Origin of the sequence: Paenibacillus sp. EKM206P (assembly GCF_011066155.1) — a bacterium.
GTDB classification, from domain to species: domain Bacteria; phylum Bacillota; class Bacilli; order Paenibacillales; family Paenibacillaceae; genus Paenibacillus; species Paenibacillus polymyxa_D.
This window is the reverse complement of sequence record NZ_JAAMNQ010000004.1, coordinates 436,404-450,557: the sequence shown is the minus strand read 5'-3', so window position 1 is coordinate 450,557 and position 14,154 is coordinate 436,404. Positions and strand designations below refer to the sequence as shown.

14 protein-coding genes and 1 other annotated feature are annotated in these 14,154 nt (G+C 45.1%); of the genes, 10 read left to right on the top strand and 4 right to left on the bottom strand.

What is annotated here, in order from left to right; all coding sequences use genetic code 11:
* Positions 1 to 48 precede the first annotated feature (48 nt).
* A complete protein-coding gene (locus tag G9G53_RS11895; protein ID WP_023988057.1) occupies positions 49 to 888 on the bottom strand; it encodes a helix-turn-helix transcriptional regulator in 840 nt (279 codons plus the stop codon).
* Positions 889 to 1,051: 163 nt separating this feature from the next.
* Between G9G53_RS11895 and fabF the strand changes: the two genes are divergently transcribed.
* The 3 genes from fabF to G9G53_RS11880 all read left to right on the top strand — a co-directional run bounded on the left by fabF (position 1,052) and on the right by G9G53_RS11880 (position 4,385).
* Entirely contained in the window at positions 1,052 to 2,290 is a 1,239-nt protein-coding gene (fabF, locus tag G9G53_RS11890) for a beta-ketoacyl-ACP synthase II (RefSeq protein ID WP_029516739.1), read from the top strand.
* A gap of 293 nt (positions 2,291 to 2,583) precedes the next feature.
* A complete protein-coding gene (locus G9G53_RS11885; protein ID WP_029516740.1) occupies positions 2,584 to 3,537 on the top strand; it encodes a helix-turn-helix transcriptional regulator in 954 nt (317 codons plus the stop codon).
* A gap of 107 nt (positions 3,538 to 3,644) precedes the next feature.
* Positions 3,645 to 4,385 (top strand): zinc ribbon domain-containing protein, encoded by a 741-nt coding sequence (locus tag G9G53_RS11880; protein WP_165147764.1) that lies wholly within the window; start codon positions 3,645 to 3,647, stop codon positions 4,383 to 4,385.
* Between the two features lie 86 nt (positions 4,386 to 4,471).
* Here the strand turns inward: G9G53_RS11880 and G9G53_RS11875 are convergent, their stop codons facing one another.
* On the bottom strand, positions 4,472 to 5,707 hold the full coding sequence (locus G9G53_RS11875) for an MFS transporter (protein ID WP_165147761.1): 1,236 nt from the start codon (positions 5,705 to 5,707) through the stop codon (positions 4,472 to 4,474).
* A gap of 195 nt (positions 5,708 to 5,902) precedes the next feature.
* Between G9G53_RS11875 and G9G53_RS11870 the strand changes: the two genes are divergently transcribed.
* The 4 genes from G9G53_RS11870 (at position 5,903) to G9G53_RS11855 (ending at position 8,153) form a co-directional block, all read left to right on the top strand.
* Positions 5,903 to 6,490 carry a TetR/AcrR family transcriptional regulator gene (locus G9G53_RS11870; RefSeq protein ID WP_165147758.1) on the top strand — a complete coding sequence of 196 codons (588 nt, stop codon included), beginning with the start codon at positions 5,903 to 5,905 and terminating at the stop codon, positions 6,488 to 6,490.
* Positions 6,491 to 6,511: 21 nt separating this feature from the next.
* Positions 6,512 to 6,904, top strand: a complete 393-nt coding sequence (locus tag G9G53_RS11865; protein ID WP_165147755.1) for a hypothetical protein — start codon at positions 6,512 to 6,514, stop codon at positions 6,902 to 6,904.
* Positions 6,905 to 6,936: 32 nt separating this feature from the next.
* On the top strand, positions 6,937 to 7,527 hold the full coding sequence (locus G9G53_RS11860) for an O-acetyl-ADP-ribose deacetylase (RefSeq protein WP_165147752.1): 591 nt from the start codon (positions 6,937 to 6,939) through the stop codon (positions 7,525 to 7,527).
* A gap of 152 nt (positions 7,528 to 7,679) precedes the next feature.
* Positions 7,680 to 8,153, top strand: a complete 474-nt coding sequence (locus G9G53_RS11855) for an NUDIX hydrolase (RefSeq protein ID WP_165147749.1) — start codon at positions 7,680 to 7,682, stop codon at positions 8,151 to 8,153.
* Positions 8,154 to 8,199: 46 nt separating this feature from the next.
* Here G9G53_RS11855 and G9G53_RS11850 read toward each other — a convergent pair whose 3' ends face one another.
* Positions 8,200 to 9,384 (bottom strand): aminotransferase class I/II-fold pyridoxal phosphate-dependent enzyme, encoded by a 1,185-nt coding sequence (locus G9G53_RS11850; RefSeq protein WP_165147746.1) that lies wholly within the window; start codon positions 9,382 to 9,384, stop codon positions 8,200 to 8,202.
* A 43-nt stretch (positions 9,385 to 9,427) separates the two neighbouring features.
* Positions 9,428 to 9,666 (bottom strand) — a binding site (T-box leader).
* A gap of 189 nt (positions 9,667 to 9,855) precedes the next feature.
* On the opposite strand from G9G53_RS11850, the gene G9G53_RS11845 reads away from it, so the two are divergent.
* Complete coding sequence (locus tag G9G53_RS11845; protein WP_029516748.1) at positions 9,856 to 10,464, top strand: DUF1349 domain-containing protein; 609 nt, start codon at positions 9,856 to 9,858, stop codon at positions 10,462 to 10,464.
* 95 nt (positions 10,465 to 10,559) lie between these two features.
* Entirely contained in the window at positions 10,560 to 11,270 is a 711-nt protein-coding gene (locus G9G53_RS11840; RefSeq protein WP_165147743.1) for a DUF1361 domain-containing protein, read from the top strand.
* Between the two features lie 56 nt (positions 11,271 to 11,326).
* On the opposite strand, the gene G9G53_RS11835 is transcribed toward G9G53_RS11840, so the two are convergent.
* Positions 11,327 to 12,256: an ArsR/SmtB family transcription factor gene (locus tag G9G53_RS11835; protein ID WP_029516749.1), complete on the bottom strand. Its 930-nt coding sequence runs from the start codon at positions 12,254 to 12,256 to the stop codon at positions 11,327 to 11,329.
* A 507-nt stretch (positions 12,257 to 12,763) separates the two neighbouring features.
* Between G9G53_RS11835 and G9G53_RS11830 the strand changes: the two genes are divergently transcribed.
* Positions 12,764 to 14,107 carry an ABC transporter substrate-binding protein gene (locus tag G9G53_RS11830; RefSeq protein WP_029516750.1) on the top strand — a complete coding sequence of 448 codons (1,344 nt, stop codon included), beginning with the start codon at positions 12,764 to 12,766 and terminating at the stop codon, positions 14,105 to 14,107.
* Positions 14,108 to 14,154 lie beyond the last annotated feature (47 nt).

Here is a 14,154-nt window from a genome sequence, read left to right as displayed (position 1 = left end):
TAGTATGGACGGAAAATGATATCTTCATAACAGGAGGGATGAAATCCTTTAGCTGCCTTCCATTAACTTTTGGAGTTTGCTTTCCGTTGAGGTTTGCGCATTGGGGGTGTAGATACTGCAACGGAGATCAACACTGCCTTGTACCTGAAGAGAAGTTAGGTCAAATAGCATTTTGCCAGCCTTCGCATGACGAAATTCAATGAGCACCTCCGGTGCAGAGCTTACTTCGCTCTGATTCCAAAGCTCGTTAAACTCCGGGTAGGCCTGGCTCATATTTTGTATAAATTGTGCATACCAGGGATCTGTCACGTATTGCCCGTAATAAGCGCGGAAAATAGCAAGGAACCCCTTTACAAAGTGTTCCCAATTCACAGCTAGACTTTTAAACTCCTTTTTGGTGAATAGCAGTTCAATCATATTGCGTTGCTCATGTGGTAGCTCGGCAAAATCCATAAAAACATGAGCAGCAGCGGCGTTCCAGCCGACAATATGACAGCGCCGATCTGAAATAATAGCAGGGCAGTAGTGTAGCTCTTGTACGATCTTTTGCAGAGAGGGGGAAATGACGGCTTGCTCTGCAGGAGCAGGAAGGCTGTGAGACCCAGCCTCGATCGCCAAATCATACAAATATTTGCGCTCGTCTGTGTTCAACTGCAATGCGGCAGCAATAGCATCCAACACAGAGGCGGACACCTTAATATCTCGTCCTTGCTCCAGCCAGGTATACCAGGTCGTACTGACACCAGCCAGCTGAGCGACTTCTTCTCTGCGCAAGCCTGGTGTTCTCCGACGTGATCCTTGGGGGAGACCGACCATATGTGGGTGTAGGCGGGCTCTTTTTGTTTTTAGAAAAACAGATAGTGCTTCCAGACGTGCTTCCGTTTTCATAGGTATTTTCTCTCCATTCAATGGGTATATCCGAAGTGAGCCAATAAGGCGTGTACTATAGTAGTGTTCATTATACCAGGATAAACAAACACTTGTAATAGGATAAGACGAGGGTAAAATGAGGATTATAAGTAAGTCACCGAGCAGGAGGAATGAATAGCTTATGCAAAGAGTAGTGATAACAGGTATGGGTGTCGTTTCCCCACTGGGTAATGAAGTGGACACGTTGTGGAAGAATTTGCTGGAAGGCAATTCAGGTATACGTAAAATTGATACATTCGATGTGTCCGATTTGAAAGCACAAATTGCTGGACTGGTACAGGATTTTGATGCAGAAAAGCAATGGGGACGTAAAGATGCTAGACGAATGGATCGGTTTACTCAGTTTGCATTATATGCGGCAGAGCAAGCGCTCAAGGATTCCGGTCTGGAACTGGATCACACCGATTTGGAGCGTGTCGGTGTTTATGTGGGATCGGGAGTCGGCGGTTTGGATACGTTGGTGGACAATGTAGATGTACTGCTACAGCGTGGACCGGGCAGAGTTAGCCCGACGCTGGTACCCATGATGATCTCAAATATGGCTGCTGCTCAAATTAGTATCGCGTTTGGAGCGATGGGACCTACGCTTTCCCCCGTGACGGCTTGCTCTATTGGGAATACAGCAATTGGAGAGGCGTTTCGGACGATTCGTACAGGAGATGCGGATGTCATTTTTGCCGGTGGAGCTGAAGCAGCGGTGTCCCGATTGGCCTTGGCAAGTTTCGCTAATGCAACAGCCTTGTCCACACGTAACGAGGAGCCTTCGATAGCAAGCCGGCCGTTTGATCAAGATCGTGACGGTTTTGTCATGAGCGAAGGAGCAGGCATCCTAGTACTGGAGTCGCTGGAGCACGCTACCCGGAGGGGAGCGGAAATCTATGGTGAGGTCATCGGTTATGGAGCGAGTTCGGATGCTTATCACATGGTTGCACCGCATCCCGAAGGAACCGGAGCTTACTTGGCGATGAAAGCGGCCCTTCGTTCGGCTCACATCTCCCCGGAAGAAGTGGACGTGATCAGTGCCCACGCAACGAGTACAGCTGTAGGGGATACCGCTGAAACTTTGGCAATCCACAAACTGTTTGGCGACTATGCCTATCAGATTCCGGTTACTGCGAATAAGTCCATGCTGGGTCATATGCTGGGAGCTGCGGGCGGGGTCGAAGCGATTGCGCTTGTGCAAAGCCTACGGGAGGGCATCATTCCACCAACGATGCACCTGGACAATCCGGACCCGGCTTGCGATCTGGATTATGTACCTCACGAAGCGCGCAAGGCTCTACTAAATATTGGGCTATCTAATTCTTTCGGCTTCGGTGGTCATAATGCGGTCATTGTGCTGAAGCGCTACGAATCATAATTTGTAAGGAGTTATTGAAACCTCAGGCATTCTATTCGGCTGGATAGAGTACCTGAGGTTATTTTAATTGAAGAATAACAGATTCATTTTAGATCCGGATTTTGCAAAATTCGATACTAGTGGCTCTGAAGTGCAAGATATAGACGAACTAAACCATTTCGATCTATATCTTGTTTATTGAAAGTCGCTCAATGGATTTTTGCTAAATCCCAAGATAAGAGATAGAGTAAGATGAAGGAATACGATGAGGAGTTCATGGCTTATTTTTATTAATGGTGAAAGGTTTTGAAAAAATGAAAATTGACCGATTGCTTTCTATCGTCATTTTGCTACTAAAGAAAAATAGAATACAAGCGAAGGAACTGGCTGATTTATATGAGGTTTCGATCCGGACGATCTATAGAGATATTGAAGCGATTAGTATGGCAGGTATTCCGGTGGTGACTTATCAGGGAGCCAATGGGGGGATCGGCTTGATGGAAGGATACCGCCTGGATCGCAGTATGTTGACGGATCATGATGTCAAGGACATTGTAATGGGGCTGCAGAGTTTGTCCTCGTCGTTGGGTGGCCCGAATGTGTCGCGGTTACTTCATAAATTTGAAAGTATTATACCAGAGTCTGGGAAAGAGCAATTTAGTGTCCATACCACACAGTTTATCGTCGATCATTCGGGATGGGGAAATCGGGCTGCGCAGGAAGGCAAATTGATAAAGGTAAAAGAAGCAATGAGCCAAGCGCGCACTGTCGCCTTTACCTATCGAAATGCGGGGGGAGCCATTACAGAACGGAATGTTGAACCGCATACGCTCGTTCTGAAAGGACAACAATGGTTTGTATATGCATATTGTCCCGATAGGGAGCAGTTTCGTCTATTCAAGCTTTCCCGCATGAGTGACCTTGTGGTTACAGAGACCGTTTTTGCTCGCAGGGATCTTTCTTATGAAGTGTTGCCGTGGAATGAGGGGCGGATGGAGGTATCCAGGGCCGTACAACCATTTACGCTACAATTTAACCGTAACTCAAGGCATCTGGCGGAGGACTGGTTTGGCGTAGAAGCATTGACCGAGCAGGAGGAAGGGATCTATACGGTCTCGGTCCCGTTTCCTGAGGATGCATGGGCGTACGGATTTATTTTAAGCCTGGGACCGGATGTGGTTGTCAAAGAACCAGCCCATTTGCGGGATAAGATTCATAAGATGGCGCTGCGTATTGCGTCTAATTACGAAGAAGTTCGGGAATCATAAAGGAATTCTTAGATTAAAGTAAAACAAACCTGACCCATAGTTGTCAGGTTTGTTTCGTTATACTGGTGGCATACCTGATATCAGATAGCGAAAGGGGATTTACGAGGATGGATAAAGCTTGTCAAAGTTGTGGGATGCCGCTGGAGCATGAGGACCAATATGGAACGGATGCACAACATCATAAAACGGATGAGTATTGCAAGTATTGTTACAAGGAAGGCGAATTTGTACAGCCTGAATTGACTATGGAGGGGATGATTCAGCAGTGTGTGCCTATCCTGGTAGAAGAGGGGATGCAGGCAGAAGAAGCGACTTCGATGCTGCGTAATTACCTACCGCATTTGAAAAGGTGGAGGTCTTTAGAGGATACAGAGCTTCAACTTGATGGACCCATTCGGGAGGAATACCGAGGTGAAATCCATTTAATTGGACTAAAAGCACGTACAAATAATCAGAAGGAACAAACATCTCACGGGATCATTCCAAACATGTGGGAACGTTTTTGGAGCGAGAGTGTGCCAGGTCGGATCAGGGGGCATGAAGGATCTGCTTCCGTCTATGGTTGCTATACTGACTATGAAAATGGAGCTTTGGGCGAGTATACATTCTTTATCGGGAAGGAAGCGGCTGTTGATTTCCAAACTCCTGACGATCTTGAAGAACTTGTTATTCCGGCTGCACGCTACGCCATTTTTCAGACAACTCAGGAACCCTCTTCTATCTTCCGTGTATGGCAGACGATCTGGGAGTGGGCTGCCACGGGACAAGGGGAGCGGACATACACAGGTGATTTTGAAGTGTATGGCAGTCCTGATGAACCTGTTTTGATTTATATCGCAATCAAGTGATGATTTTGTCGTGACAGAAGAGAACCACCCGGTCATTGTCGTGGACCCGGCGGTTTTTTCTGATTCAATCCATAGCATTCTCCCCATCAAGTTGAACGTCGGGTCACAGCCCAAAAGATGAGAGCCAGAGCACTGACACCAGCTCCTAATAGACACACCCCGTTCCATCCGGCATAGATGTACATATGAGTGGAAGCAATAGCCCCGGTGGCGCTACCGATGGAATAAAATATCATGTAGCCTGCGGTAAGTCGGCTCCGTGCCTCAGGGCGAACATTGAAAATCAAGCTTTGGTTGGTGACATGTACAGCCTGTACGGCCAAATCCAAAAGTATTACGCCAAGAACTAAAGCGAACAAAGAATGCTCGGTGTAGCGGATAGGTAACCAGGACAGCAGCAATACAACGAGTGCGATACCTGTCGTCCGTTGTCCCAAGCCTTGATCAGCAAGACGCCCTGCTCGTGCTGCTGCTAATGCTCCGGCGACTCCAGCCAGGCCAAAGGCTCCGATGGCTGTATGTGAAAGAGATAGAGGCGGGGCACTGAGAGGTAACACAAGCGAAGTCCACAATATGCTGAATGCCATAAAAATGAGCAATGCAAGGACAGCGCGAATGCGTAGAATTCGTTCTTGCACGAACAACAAGATAACCGATCGGAGCAGCTGCGGATAGGAAAGTGTCGCACTCGTGGGTTCGTTCTTTGGCAACACCCGCAACAGAGCTACAGCCATAAACAGCGTAAGTATAGCAGAAACAAGGTAAACTGAACGCCAGCCTGCCAGATCAGTTAATACACCGGCCACGGTTCGTGCTAGCAGAATGCCGATAACGACTCCACTGGTCACCAGACCTACGACCTTCCCCCGTTCAGTCGGATTAGCCAAGGTAGAGGCGAAAGCCACGAGTGTTTGAGTAACTACAGCCAGCAGTCCAACCATTGCCATTCCCATAAGTAGTATTGTACGAGTAGGAGCAAAGCTAACCACGATTAATGCCAGCACGGACAGTAGCATTTGCCCAGCAATCAGCCGCCGTCGATTCAAAAGATCGCCAAGCGGGACGAGCAGCAATAAACCCAATGCATAACAAATTTGCGTGATGGTAATGACCATCCCTACCGATGAGTGCGTAATGCCAAATTCATTTGCCAGCGCATCCAGCAATGGCTGTGCATAGTAAATGTTAGCGACAGCCAGCCCGCAGGCTATGGCAAACAAGAGTGCCACAGATCGGGACAAGGAGGGAATGGGGGCTGTTTCGGCAGCATTTACTACCGTTTGATGGGATAGGAATGCTGCTTTTTCTTCAGACGTCTTCATTTTCACATACCACTTCACTTTCTATAATTTACATACCGATAAGTATAATATACTGATTGGTATGTAATGAATTTAGGTCAATATAACTCGTGTAAATATGAAATGTCAAGAGTTCATCATGTACATATTTGACAGTTTCATATCGTGATCATACAATCTTAATATACTGAACGATATGAAAAGAAGGAGCTGCTTATGGTTCGACCACGGGAATTTGATGAAGATCAAGCGTTGGATGCAGCGATGCGAATTTTTTGGGAAAAGGGATTCGAGGCTACATCTTTAAGCGATTTAACCTCCACAATGGGAATTCAGCGCCCTAGCATTTACGCTGCCTTTGGAGACAAGAAGCAATTATTCGAAGCCGCGCTGCGCAAATATACGCAATCTCACGCTGCTTATGTACGCTCTAGACTACAAAGCAATTCTTCTGTAAAAGAAGCGTTTTACAATTTTTTTGGAGGAGTCGTGGCAGAAGAGTACGAGGATGGGCCTAATAGGGGATGCTTTTGTATTAATACGATGGTAGAATTAGCTCCTCATGATGAGAAATTTGAAATTTTAACCAGAGAGCATCAGATGTATCTTTCTGCTGTCTTTCAGGAGACCCTCGAGCGTGGTATTCAATCTGGGGAGCTTGAGGCGACTATGGATGCACGGGCTTTGGCGCATATGTTGGTCTCTTTGTTAATCGGGATTACCGTGATGATGAAATCACGCCCAGAGCGTTCTTTTGTGGATCATGCGGTTGCGACCGCACTTATGTTGCTGGATGGGAAATAGAGATGAAGGGAGGTAGCGTGGATGCCACAGATAAAGGCCGTTCAAACCCCGATTGGAGTATTGTATGGACGAGATGCGATCTATTTGGACCATGTGCATATGAATTATTCGAAGAAGGAGCTGATTTTAAAGGGAGAGATTAATGGGGGGCTGACAACGGAAGCAGCAGATGATTTTGTGCCCTATGAACTAATATTTACAGAAGTCTACTACTTCAACATGATTGAATTGGACGTCGCTTTGCACATGTCTGAACGGGAATATACGCAGGGCAGCAGCTTTGATGAGCTTATAGATACGCCGTTATTAGCTACAATAGCAAGCGCACGGGGGAAAAATCTAAAGCACTATATGTTGAAAACCTATGACGATATAGTAGAAATTGCCTGTAGAGACTATAAGATGACTATATAAACGAGTTGATTTTTAGAAGAGAGAGAGGATCAATGGATACCCAAATTGAACTATTAAACGTGACAATACGTGTGATGCAAGGGGATATTACCCGTTATAAGGCGGATATTATTGTCAATGCAGCCAATACAAGCTTGCTGGGTGGCGGTGGCGTAGACGGCGCGATTCATAGGGCTGGCGGTCCGGCTATCTTAGAAGATTGTGTAAGTATCAGAAACAAGAAGGGTGGATGTCCCGTAGGAGAGGCAGTTTATACCACAGCTGGCAAGCTGGATGCCCAATATGTTATTCATACCGTCGGCCCTGTGTGGAATGGTGGCGACCATCGGGAAGAGGAGCTATTGGCGAAATGCTACCATAATGCACTCCAATTAGCTTTAAAACTGAATGCACGAAGCATTGCCTTTCCGAATATCAGCACAGGCATCTACCGTTTCCCGAAAGAAAAGGCGGCGGATATTGCTATACAGGAAGTGACACGTTTTGTACGTGAACATTCGGCTTTGAATGAGATTATTTTTGTTTGTTTTGATGCGGAAAATGCTCAGTTATACAGCCGTAAGTTACAAGATGGTGTTAAGGATATTCAAAAAGATACAGTTGAAGAGAGAATACATGAATAGAAATTAGGGGGTGATACCGGAAATCCTAAAAATTAGGACGACCGGTCATCCCGGGTTTTCAAATTGTTATTAAAAGGTAGTGTCGCTGGATAGCTCATATGCGGGGACTCTCTCGTCTGCATCCAGCCGCAACTTTCAACAGGAGGTGTACGATGCTGGCTAAGCTGGTAAATAAAATCCCACGGGATTGGCTTGTATTCATGTATAAGCACACGCCGTTCACTCGATTGAAAAATGCATTGGTGTATCGGGCGCAGCACAAATTTTTGATTGCTGTGTTGGGCATTTTTACGAATGATGCCGGGGAAGTGCTGCTATTAAAGCACGTATACCGGAAGCAGCCGTGGAGGATTCCCGGTGGCTGGATGGAGCTAGAGCAGCCGGAAATCGCACTACAGCGCGAAGTCCGGGAAGAAACCGGGCTGGAGGTAGAGATCACCTCATTAGCACAAGCCCAGTTTGGCCAGACGCCGAACCGTGTGGATATCATTTTCACAGGCCGGGTTATCCCGGGTACTTTCCGACCAAGCGCCGAAATCTCCGACATTTGTTATTGCCGTGTAGGGGAATGGCCGGAAGGCTTGCCAGCACACCAGAAAAAGCTTATTCAGAAGCTGCTACAGTAGGGTTCATCCAGTACTCATGTTCATTTCAAGATAGGAAAAATCGCATTTACAGGCGCTTCAAAAATGCGCTAATGCGCTCCAAAGCCATTTCCAACTGATCTCGCGATGATGCATACGAGCAGCGGATAAAGCCCTCGCCGCCTGGGCCAAATGCGGAACCGGGTACAGTAATGACTCCTTCTTCTTCCAGCAACCGCTTGGCAAACTGCTCTGAGTTTAACCCTGTGTGCATAATGGAGGGAAAAGCATAGAAGGCACCGTTTGGTTCGTGACATGGCAGTCCTGTCTGACATAGGCCTTCAACGAACCATTTTCTACGCAGATTGTAGGATTCCATCATACGATCTTTTTCCTCCAGCCCATTACGCAGGGATTCAATAGCGGCAATTTGCCCGATAATAGGAGCGCACATGGCGGTATATTGATGAATCTTCAGCATAGCTGAAATCAACTCTCTGGGGCCACACACATAGCCGACCCTCCAGCCTGTCATCGCAAATGCTTTGGAAAAGCCGCTGATGAGCAGGGTGCGCTCTTTCATTCCTGGCAGAGCAGCGAAGCTTACATGCTTCTGTCCATAGGTCAGTTCAGCATAAATTTCGTCTGATATGACGACAAGATTATGCTCCTCAACCAGGCGGGCAATCGGTAGCCAATCCTCATAGGTCATCACCCCACCCGTTGGATTATTCGGGTAACAGAGAATAAGCACTTTGGATCGTGGAGTCAGCTTGGCTCGAAGTGCCTCAGCTGTCAGCTTGAACTGCTGATTCGCAGAGGTTTCAACCGTTACGGTATGTCCTCCGTTCAGAAACGTGATGGGCGAATACGAAATATAACATGGAGCCGGAATGAGTATTTCATCGTGTGTTGAGATGAGGGCGCGTAGTGCCAAATCTAGGGCTTCACTGCTGCCAATGGTAACCATGATTTCATCTGTCGGGTTGTAGGATGTGTTGAAGTTGCTCTCCAGATACCCGGCAATCTCCTCACGAAGCTCAGGAAGACCGGCATTTGGTGTGTATGATGTTTTGCCATTTTCCAGTGCTGTGATACAGGCCTTTCTGACATGTTGAGGGGTTACAAAGTCGGGTTCACCGACACCAAGCGATACAATATCTTTTCTGCCTGTACTATATTCGAAAAACTTACGGATGCCTGAAGGCGGCATTTCCCGTACAGCTGGAGTCAAAAAATCGGTTATAGATACTACTGTCGATACATTTGTCATGATGATTTCCTCCTTTTTGAAAAACAAAAAAACCCGCCCCTGTAAAAGGGACGAGTTTATACCCGTGTTACCACCCTAGTTTCATTCCATAGGAAATGACACTCTGTTCACGTATCCATCAATACGTGTTCCGGTTAACGCTGGAAAGGCGGCAGAGCTTACTTCAGGTTCAGCCCGCTTCTCAGAGATGGCGTTCGGCTACCCTCGGAATGTTGGCTTTCACCTGCCCCAACTCTCTGCAAATCCGCTGTATAGCTTACTCGTTCTCGTCATTGAAATTTGTTACCGTATCAAGTTAGGTGTAATTATAAGCACAACATTTCAGGATGGCAAGTCTTTTTTTCATAAACTCTAAAGACATATCATCATTATTGACGACTGGAAAATAACGTATATAGTGGTATCAAGGGGATTGTGCCCCAGATTTCAATGTGTTATATAACTATATTGCCAGAGAGGAATGGTATCCATATGAACGTATTTGAACGCTTTAGCGGTGAAGTTTTGCCGGCGGATTGGAGCTGGATCAATGAGCCGACAGAATGGAGATTTGATGATACCAAGTCTTTGCAAATTTTTGCACCTTCACAGGCAGATTTCTTTAGGGATCCGTCCGGCGCAGCGACTAAATCGTCCGCACCTTTTTTGCATACAACGCTTCAAGGTGATTTTACAATATGGACGAGGGTTCGTGTTGATATGAAGCAGCCTTATGATTCAGGATGTTTGATGATAATGGCGGATGATACCCGCTGGGCTAAGCTGTGTTTTGAATATTTCGAAAGCATTCCATCTATTCTTAGTGTGGTCACACGGGATACATCTGATGATTGTATCTCTGGGGCGATGGACGTGTCCAATCCGTATTTACGAGTGGCACGAGCTGGAAATTGCTTTGCATTTCATTATTCATCAGATGGTCAGCATTGGAAGCTGGCGAGATATTTTGGGATGAATGTTCCTAACCAGCTAAAAGTCGGAGTTGTTGCTCAATCTCCCGTGGGGGAGGGCTGTGCTGTTACCTTTGATGCCTTGACGATAACAAACCATGTATCTGAGGACATACGAAACGTGGAGTAAACAGACAAAGACCCTCTTTCTTAATATGAAAGCGTTATAAAATTAGGATTAGAAAAGACGTATATACGCAACTCAGGCAGGAGGTAGATGGAAACTTGCTGTTAAGAAGGAAGGGTTACAAGCTGCCCAGTTTGTTGGGAGTGCTGCTTGTAGCTACGTTGGGCTGTTTCGGGCTCATTATGTATTTACAGTCCACAAGCGGAACGAGGATGTATCAATTTCTGTACTGGGATATATTCCTGGCCTGGGTTCCGGTCTTTATCACTCTCGGCATGATGGCTTTATCCAGACTGCGAAGTACAAAAGTGAGGAGTATTCTTTTATTTTTCTCTTTAATTGTATGGTTGTTTTTTCTGCCGAATGCTCTCTATTTGGTGACTGAGTTACTTCATGCGTTTCGTTTTTACGATGTGAATCCTGATACACGTTTTTGGTTGAACACCCAATTTTGGTTAATCTTATTTACGTCTTTTTCAGCAGCAGGGCTTGGCCTTTTTCTTACATCCCTTTGTGTGTTGGTGATCCATCATATGCTGAGGAGGATTTGTTCAAAGGGGCTCGCATGGGCTGTAGTTTTGGTGTTGTTGTGGCTGGACAGCATAGGCGTATATATAGGCAGATTTGCTCGCTGGAATAGCTGGGATGTGTTGTTGCAGCCACTGGTGCTCCTTACGGATATTTGGAGATGGGGAGTATATGCTGGACCTAGGCTTCATTTGCTGTCCTTTTGCTGGCTGGTGTTTGGGATAGCAGTCATTTTTTATTTATTGATCTATATCTCTTTAAGTGAGGATCAGGATGTTTAGGCCGAGGACATGTATTCCATGAATACAGGCTTCGGCCTATTTTTACATGTGGCGAGTCAGGAGTTGGCGTTGTCCTCCCCATGCACATCGTAAAGCACGCGCACAAGCAGATCCTGACTGAAATTCCCGAATCTTTTGCCAAAAATAGTGAGTCCTCCTTTGTTTTCTGATTCATCGGTTACAGATAAACGGAGTGTAATGTCGCTTTTATAATTAAGGTTAATATCATCTATTGTGACCTCGGAAATGCGGCACCCATCAATGAAGCTGCCTTGTTGATTGATGCGAATTAATTTGAGCATACCATATTGATTCAGATGCGGTGGCCACCAATCTGGATTGAGAACCCCCGGCACTTCTCCAAAATCTCCGGCGCTGGTCCAGTGCCCAATAGGGATACCGTTAATGTGAAAACAAATATCGGAGGGATATTCCTCACAATAGCAGGGTGCTTCTGAGCCCAGTTCTGCGGAGAATTGAATTTCTTTAAAGGATTGATTCGCTTTCAGATAGTTGGGGATACGGTATTCCAAAAAGCCCTCAGCCATCCAGATCATTTCCGACTCCAGCCGCCCGGGATCTGCAAAATAGCGTGGATCATCAAAATCGCCGATAATGCTGTCTCGGGTCACCAATCCACAAGTGGGGGACGCTTGATAGTTACTATAATGACCTACGCGAATCTCAACCTCATACACATTTTTTTGTTCTCTACTGCGCAAATCTACCATCAGTTTATCCTTGTTCAAATAGCACATTTTTCGGGTGCCGTGCTTGCCGCTCACGGTATTGATCTCCACAAGGCCGCATTCTTCCAATTTTCGAATATGCATTGTAATGGTACCGTTGCTCAAATTAAGTTTGTTAGCAATGTCATTCATACTTTGTCCCTGGTAGGCAAGTAACTCGAGAATTTGAATGCGGATTTCTGAACCCAGTGCTTTAAAAATATCTAATCCTGACATTAAGTCCTTAATATAAATCATAGCTATAGACCATCCTTATCTATAAAAATTGTGATGTAAGCGCTTATATATTTACTTTGATTTATGTTAAAATAAAATCAAAAAGAAGTAAACTGCTTTTTTGTAAATTTTTTTACTAAATAAAGAGGGGAGCAAATTAAACTCCGAATTAAGAATTACTTCAAAAATAAATCGTATTTAAGCTTTATCACTGATTATTTCGATAAAAGTTAACTTAAATACGATTTAATTTTGCTTTCCATGTTACTCTAATCTATGTTTTATAATTATTTAAAAAGATTGAAAAATACATTGACGAACCGAGGAAAGGCATGCTATATTTTGTTTGTAAACGAATTCATTATTGATAAAGTAAAATGTTAATTATATGGTACATGAGAGGGATGATAATCACAGCGGCAATCAACAACGGGTTGTGTACCGCACAGTTAAAGATTAGGCCGAGTGGTATAAAGTTATTTTAACACTAAATGTATGCGGTTTCATTTAAATTTAGGAGGGGTCGCGTTGATAAAGAAAAAAGGTTTTGCAATAACAATGGTTGTTCTGTTGTTAATGGTGGCTGCACTGGCTGGTTGTAGTGGGGGAAGTTCCAGTAGTGATGGAAGTAAGGAACTGACATTCATGTTCCGTGGTGGCACAGATGAACAAAAGGCTTATAAGGAAGTAATCAAGAAATTTGAAGAGGAACATCCTGGCGTAAAAGTTAAAATGGTCGTGACGGCAGCGGATCAATATGCTACAAAGCTAAGAGCTGCGATCACAGGAAATAATCTTCCAGATATCTTTTACTTTGCCCCTGGAGATGTGAAAGCTTATGTAAACAGTGGGGTATTGAAGAATCTCACTCCTTACATTGAGAAGAACAAGGATATTAAACTGGATAACATCTGGAAATACGGTATAGATTTGTATCGCTATGACGGTAAAATGGCCGGTCAAGGAGATATTTACGGTATGCCGAAGGACTTAGGTCCATTCGCACTTGGCTACAACAAAACGATGTTCGAAAAAGCGGGCGTTCCATTGCCTGACAAAGACAAACCGTATACATGGGATGAATTTATCAAGGTTAGCCAAGAGTTGACCAAAGATACCAATGGTGACGGCAAGCCAGATCAATACGGTACAGGTTTTAACGTTCAGTGGGCATTGCAAGCCTTTGTATGGAGTAATGGGGCTGATTGGCTGGATGAGAGCAAAACGAAAGTAACGATTGATGATCCGAAATTTGCGGAAGCTCTTCAGTACTTTGCTGACATGCAAAACAAATATAAAATCACACCTGGTATTGAACAATCACAAACATTGGACACATACCAACGTTGGATGAAGGGCGAAATGGCATTCTTCCCGGTTGGTCCTTGGGATATGAGTACATTTGAAAAACTGCCATTCGAATATGATTTACTGCCGTTCCCAGCCGGATCGACTGGCAAATCAGCAACATGGATCGGTTCTCTGGGTATCGGCGTTTCCTCTAAAACAAAATACCCGGATGAAGCTGTTGAACTGGTTAACTATCTGACGACTTCTAAAGAAGGAATGAAGCAGCTCGTAGATGCCAAGGTACAAATTCCGAATCTGCTGGACATGGCTGATGAATGGTCCAAAGATACGAAAACCAAGCCTAACAATAAACAAGAATTTATTGATATCGTAAATGACTATGGACGCTCATTACCAGGCAACTATACGTATAATGCAGAATGGTACGATATTTTCTTCACAGATATTCAACCTGTGCTGGATGGTAAAATTACGGCGGCAGATTATGTGAAACAAGAACAACCGAAGATGCAGAAACTGCTGGATAAAGCGGTGGAGCAAGAGAAAAAATCACAGAAATAATGCGTAAATAGAGGAAAAAAGGATGATGTTAGTGGCTGAATATCATG

Coding starts and splice junctions, on each gene's coding strand:
- G9G53_RS11895 (WP_023988057.1), bottom strand. CDS start 888: ATGAAAACGGAAGCACGTCTGGAAGCACTATCTGTTTTTCTAAAAACA.
- fabF (WP_029516739.1), top strand. CDS start 1,052: ATGCAAAGAGTAGTGATAACAGGTATGGGTGTCGTTTCCCCACTGGGT.
- G9G53_RS11885 (WP_029516740.1), top strand. CDS start 2,584: ATGAAAATTGACCGATTGCTTTCTATCGTCATTTTGCTACTAAAGAAA.
- G9G53_RS11880 (WP_165147764.1), top strand. CDS start 3,645: ATGGATAAAGCTTGTCAAAGTTGTGGGATGCCGCTGGAGCATGAGGAC.
- G9G53_RS11875 (WP_165147761.1), bottom strand. CDS start 5,707: ATGAAGACGTCTGAAGAAAAAGCAGCATTCCTATCCCATCAAACGGTA.
- G9G53_RS11870 (WP_165147758.1), top strand. CDS start 5,903: ATGGTTCGACCACGGGAATTTGATGAAGATCAAGCGTTGGATGCAGCG.
- G9G53_RS11865 (WP_165147755.1), top strand. CDS start 6,512: ATGCCACAGATAAAGGCCGTTCAAACCCCGATTGGAGTATTGTATGGA.
- G9G53_RS11860 (WP_165147752.1), top strand. CDS start 6,937: ATGGATACCCAAATTGAACTATTAAACGTGACAATACGTGTGATGCAA.
- G9G53_RS11855 (WP_165147749.1), top strand. CDS start 7,680: ATGCTGGCTAAGCTGGTAAATAAAATCCCACGGGATTGGCTTGTATTC.
- G9G53_RS11850 (WP_165147746.1), bottom strand. CDS start 9,384: ATGACAAATGTATCGACAGTAGTATCTATAACCGATTTTTTGACTCCA.
- G9G53_RS11845 (WP_029516748.1), top strand. CDS start 9,856: ATGAACGTATTTGAACGCTTTAGCGGTGAAGTTTTGCCGGCGGATTGG.
- G9G53_RS11835 (WP_029516749.1), bottom strand. CDS start 12,256: ATGATTTATATTAAGGACTTAATGTCAGGATTAGATATTTTTAAAGCA.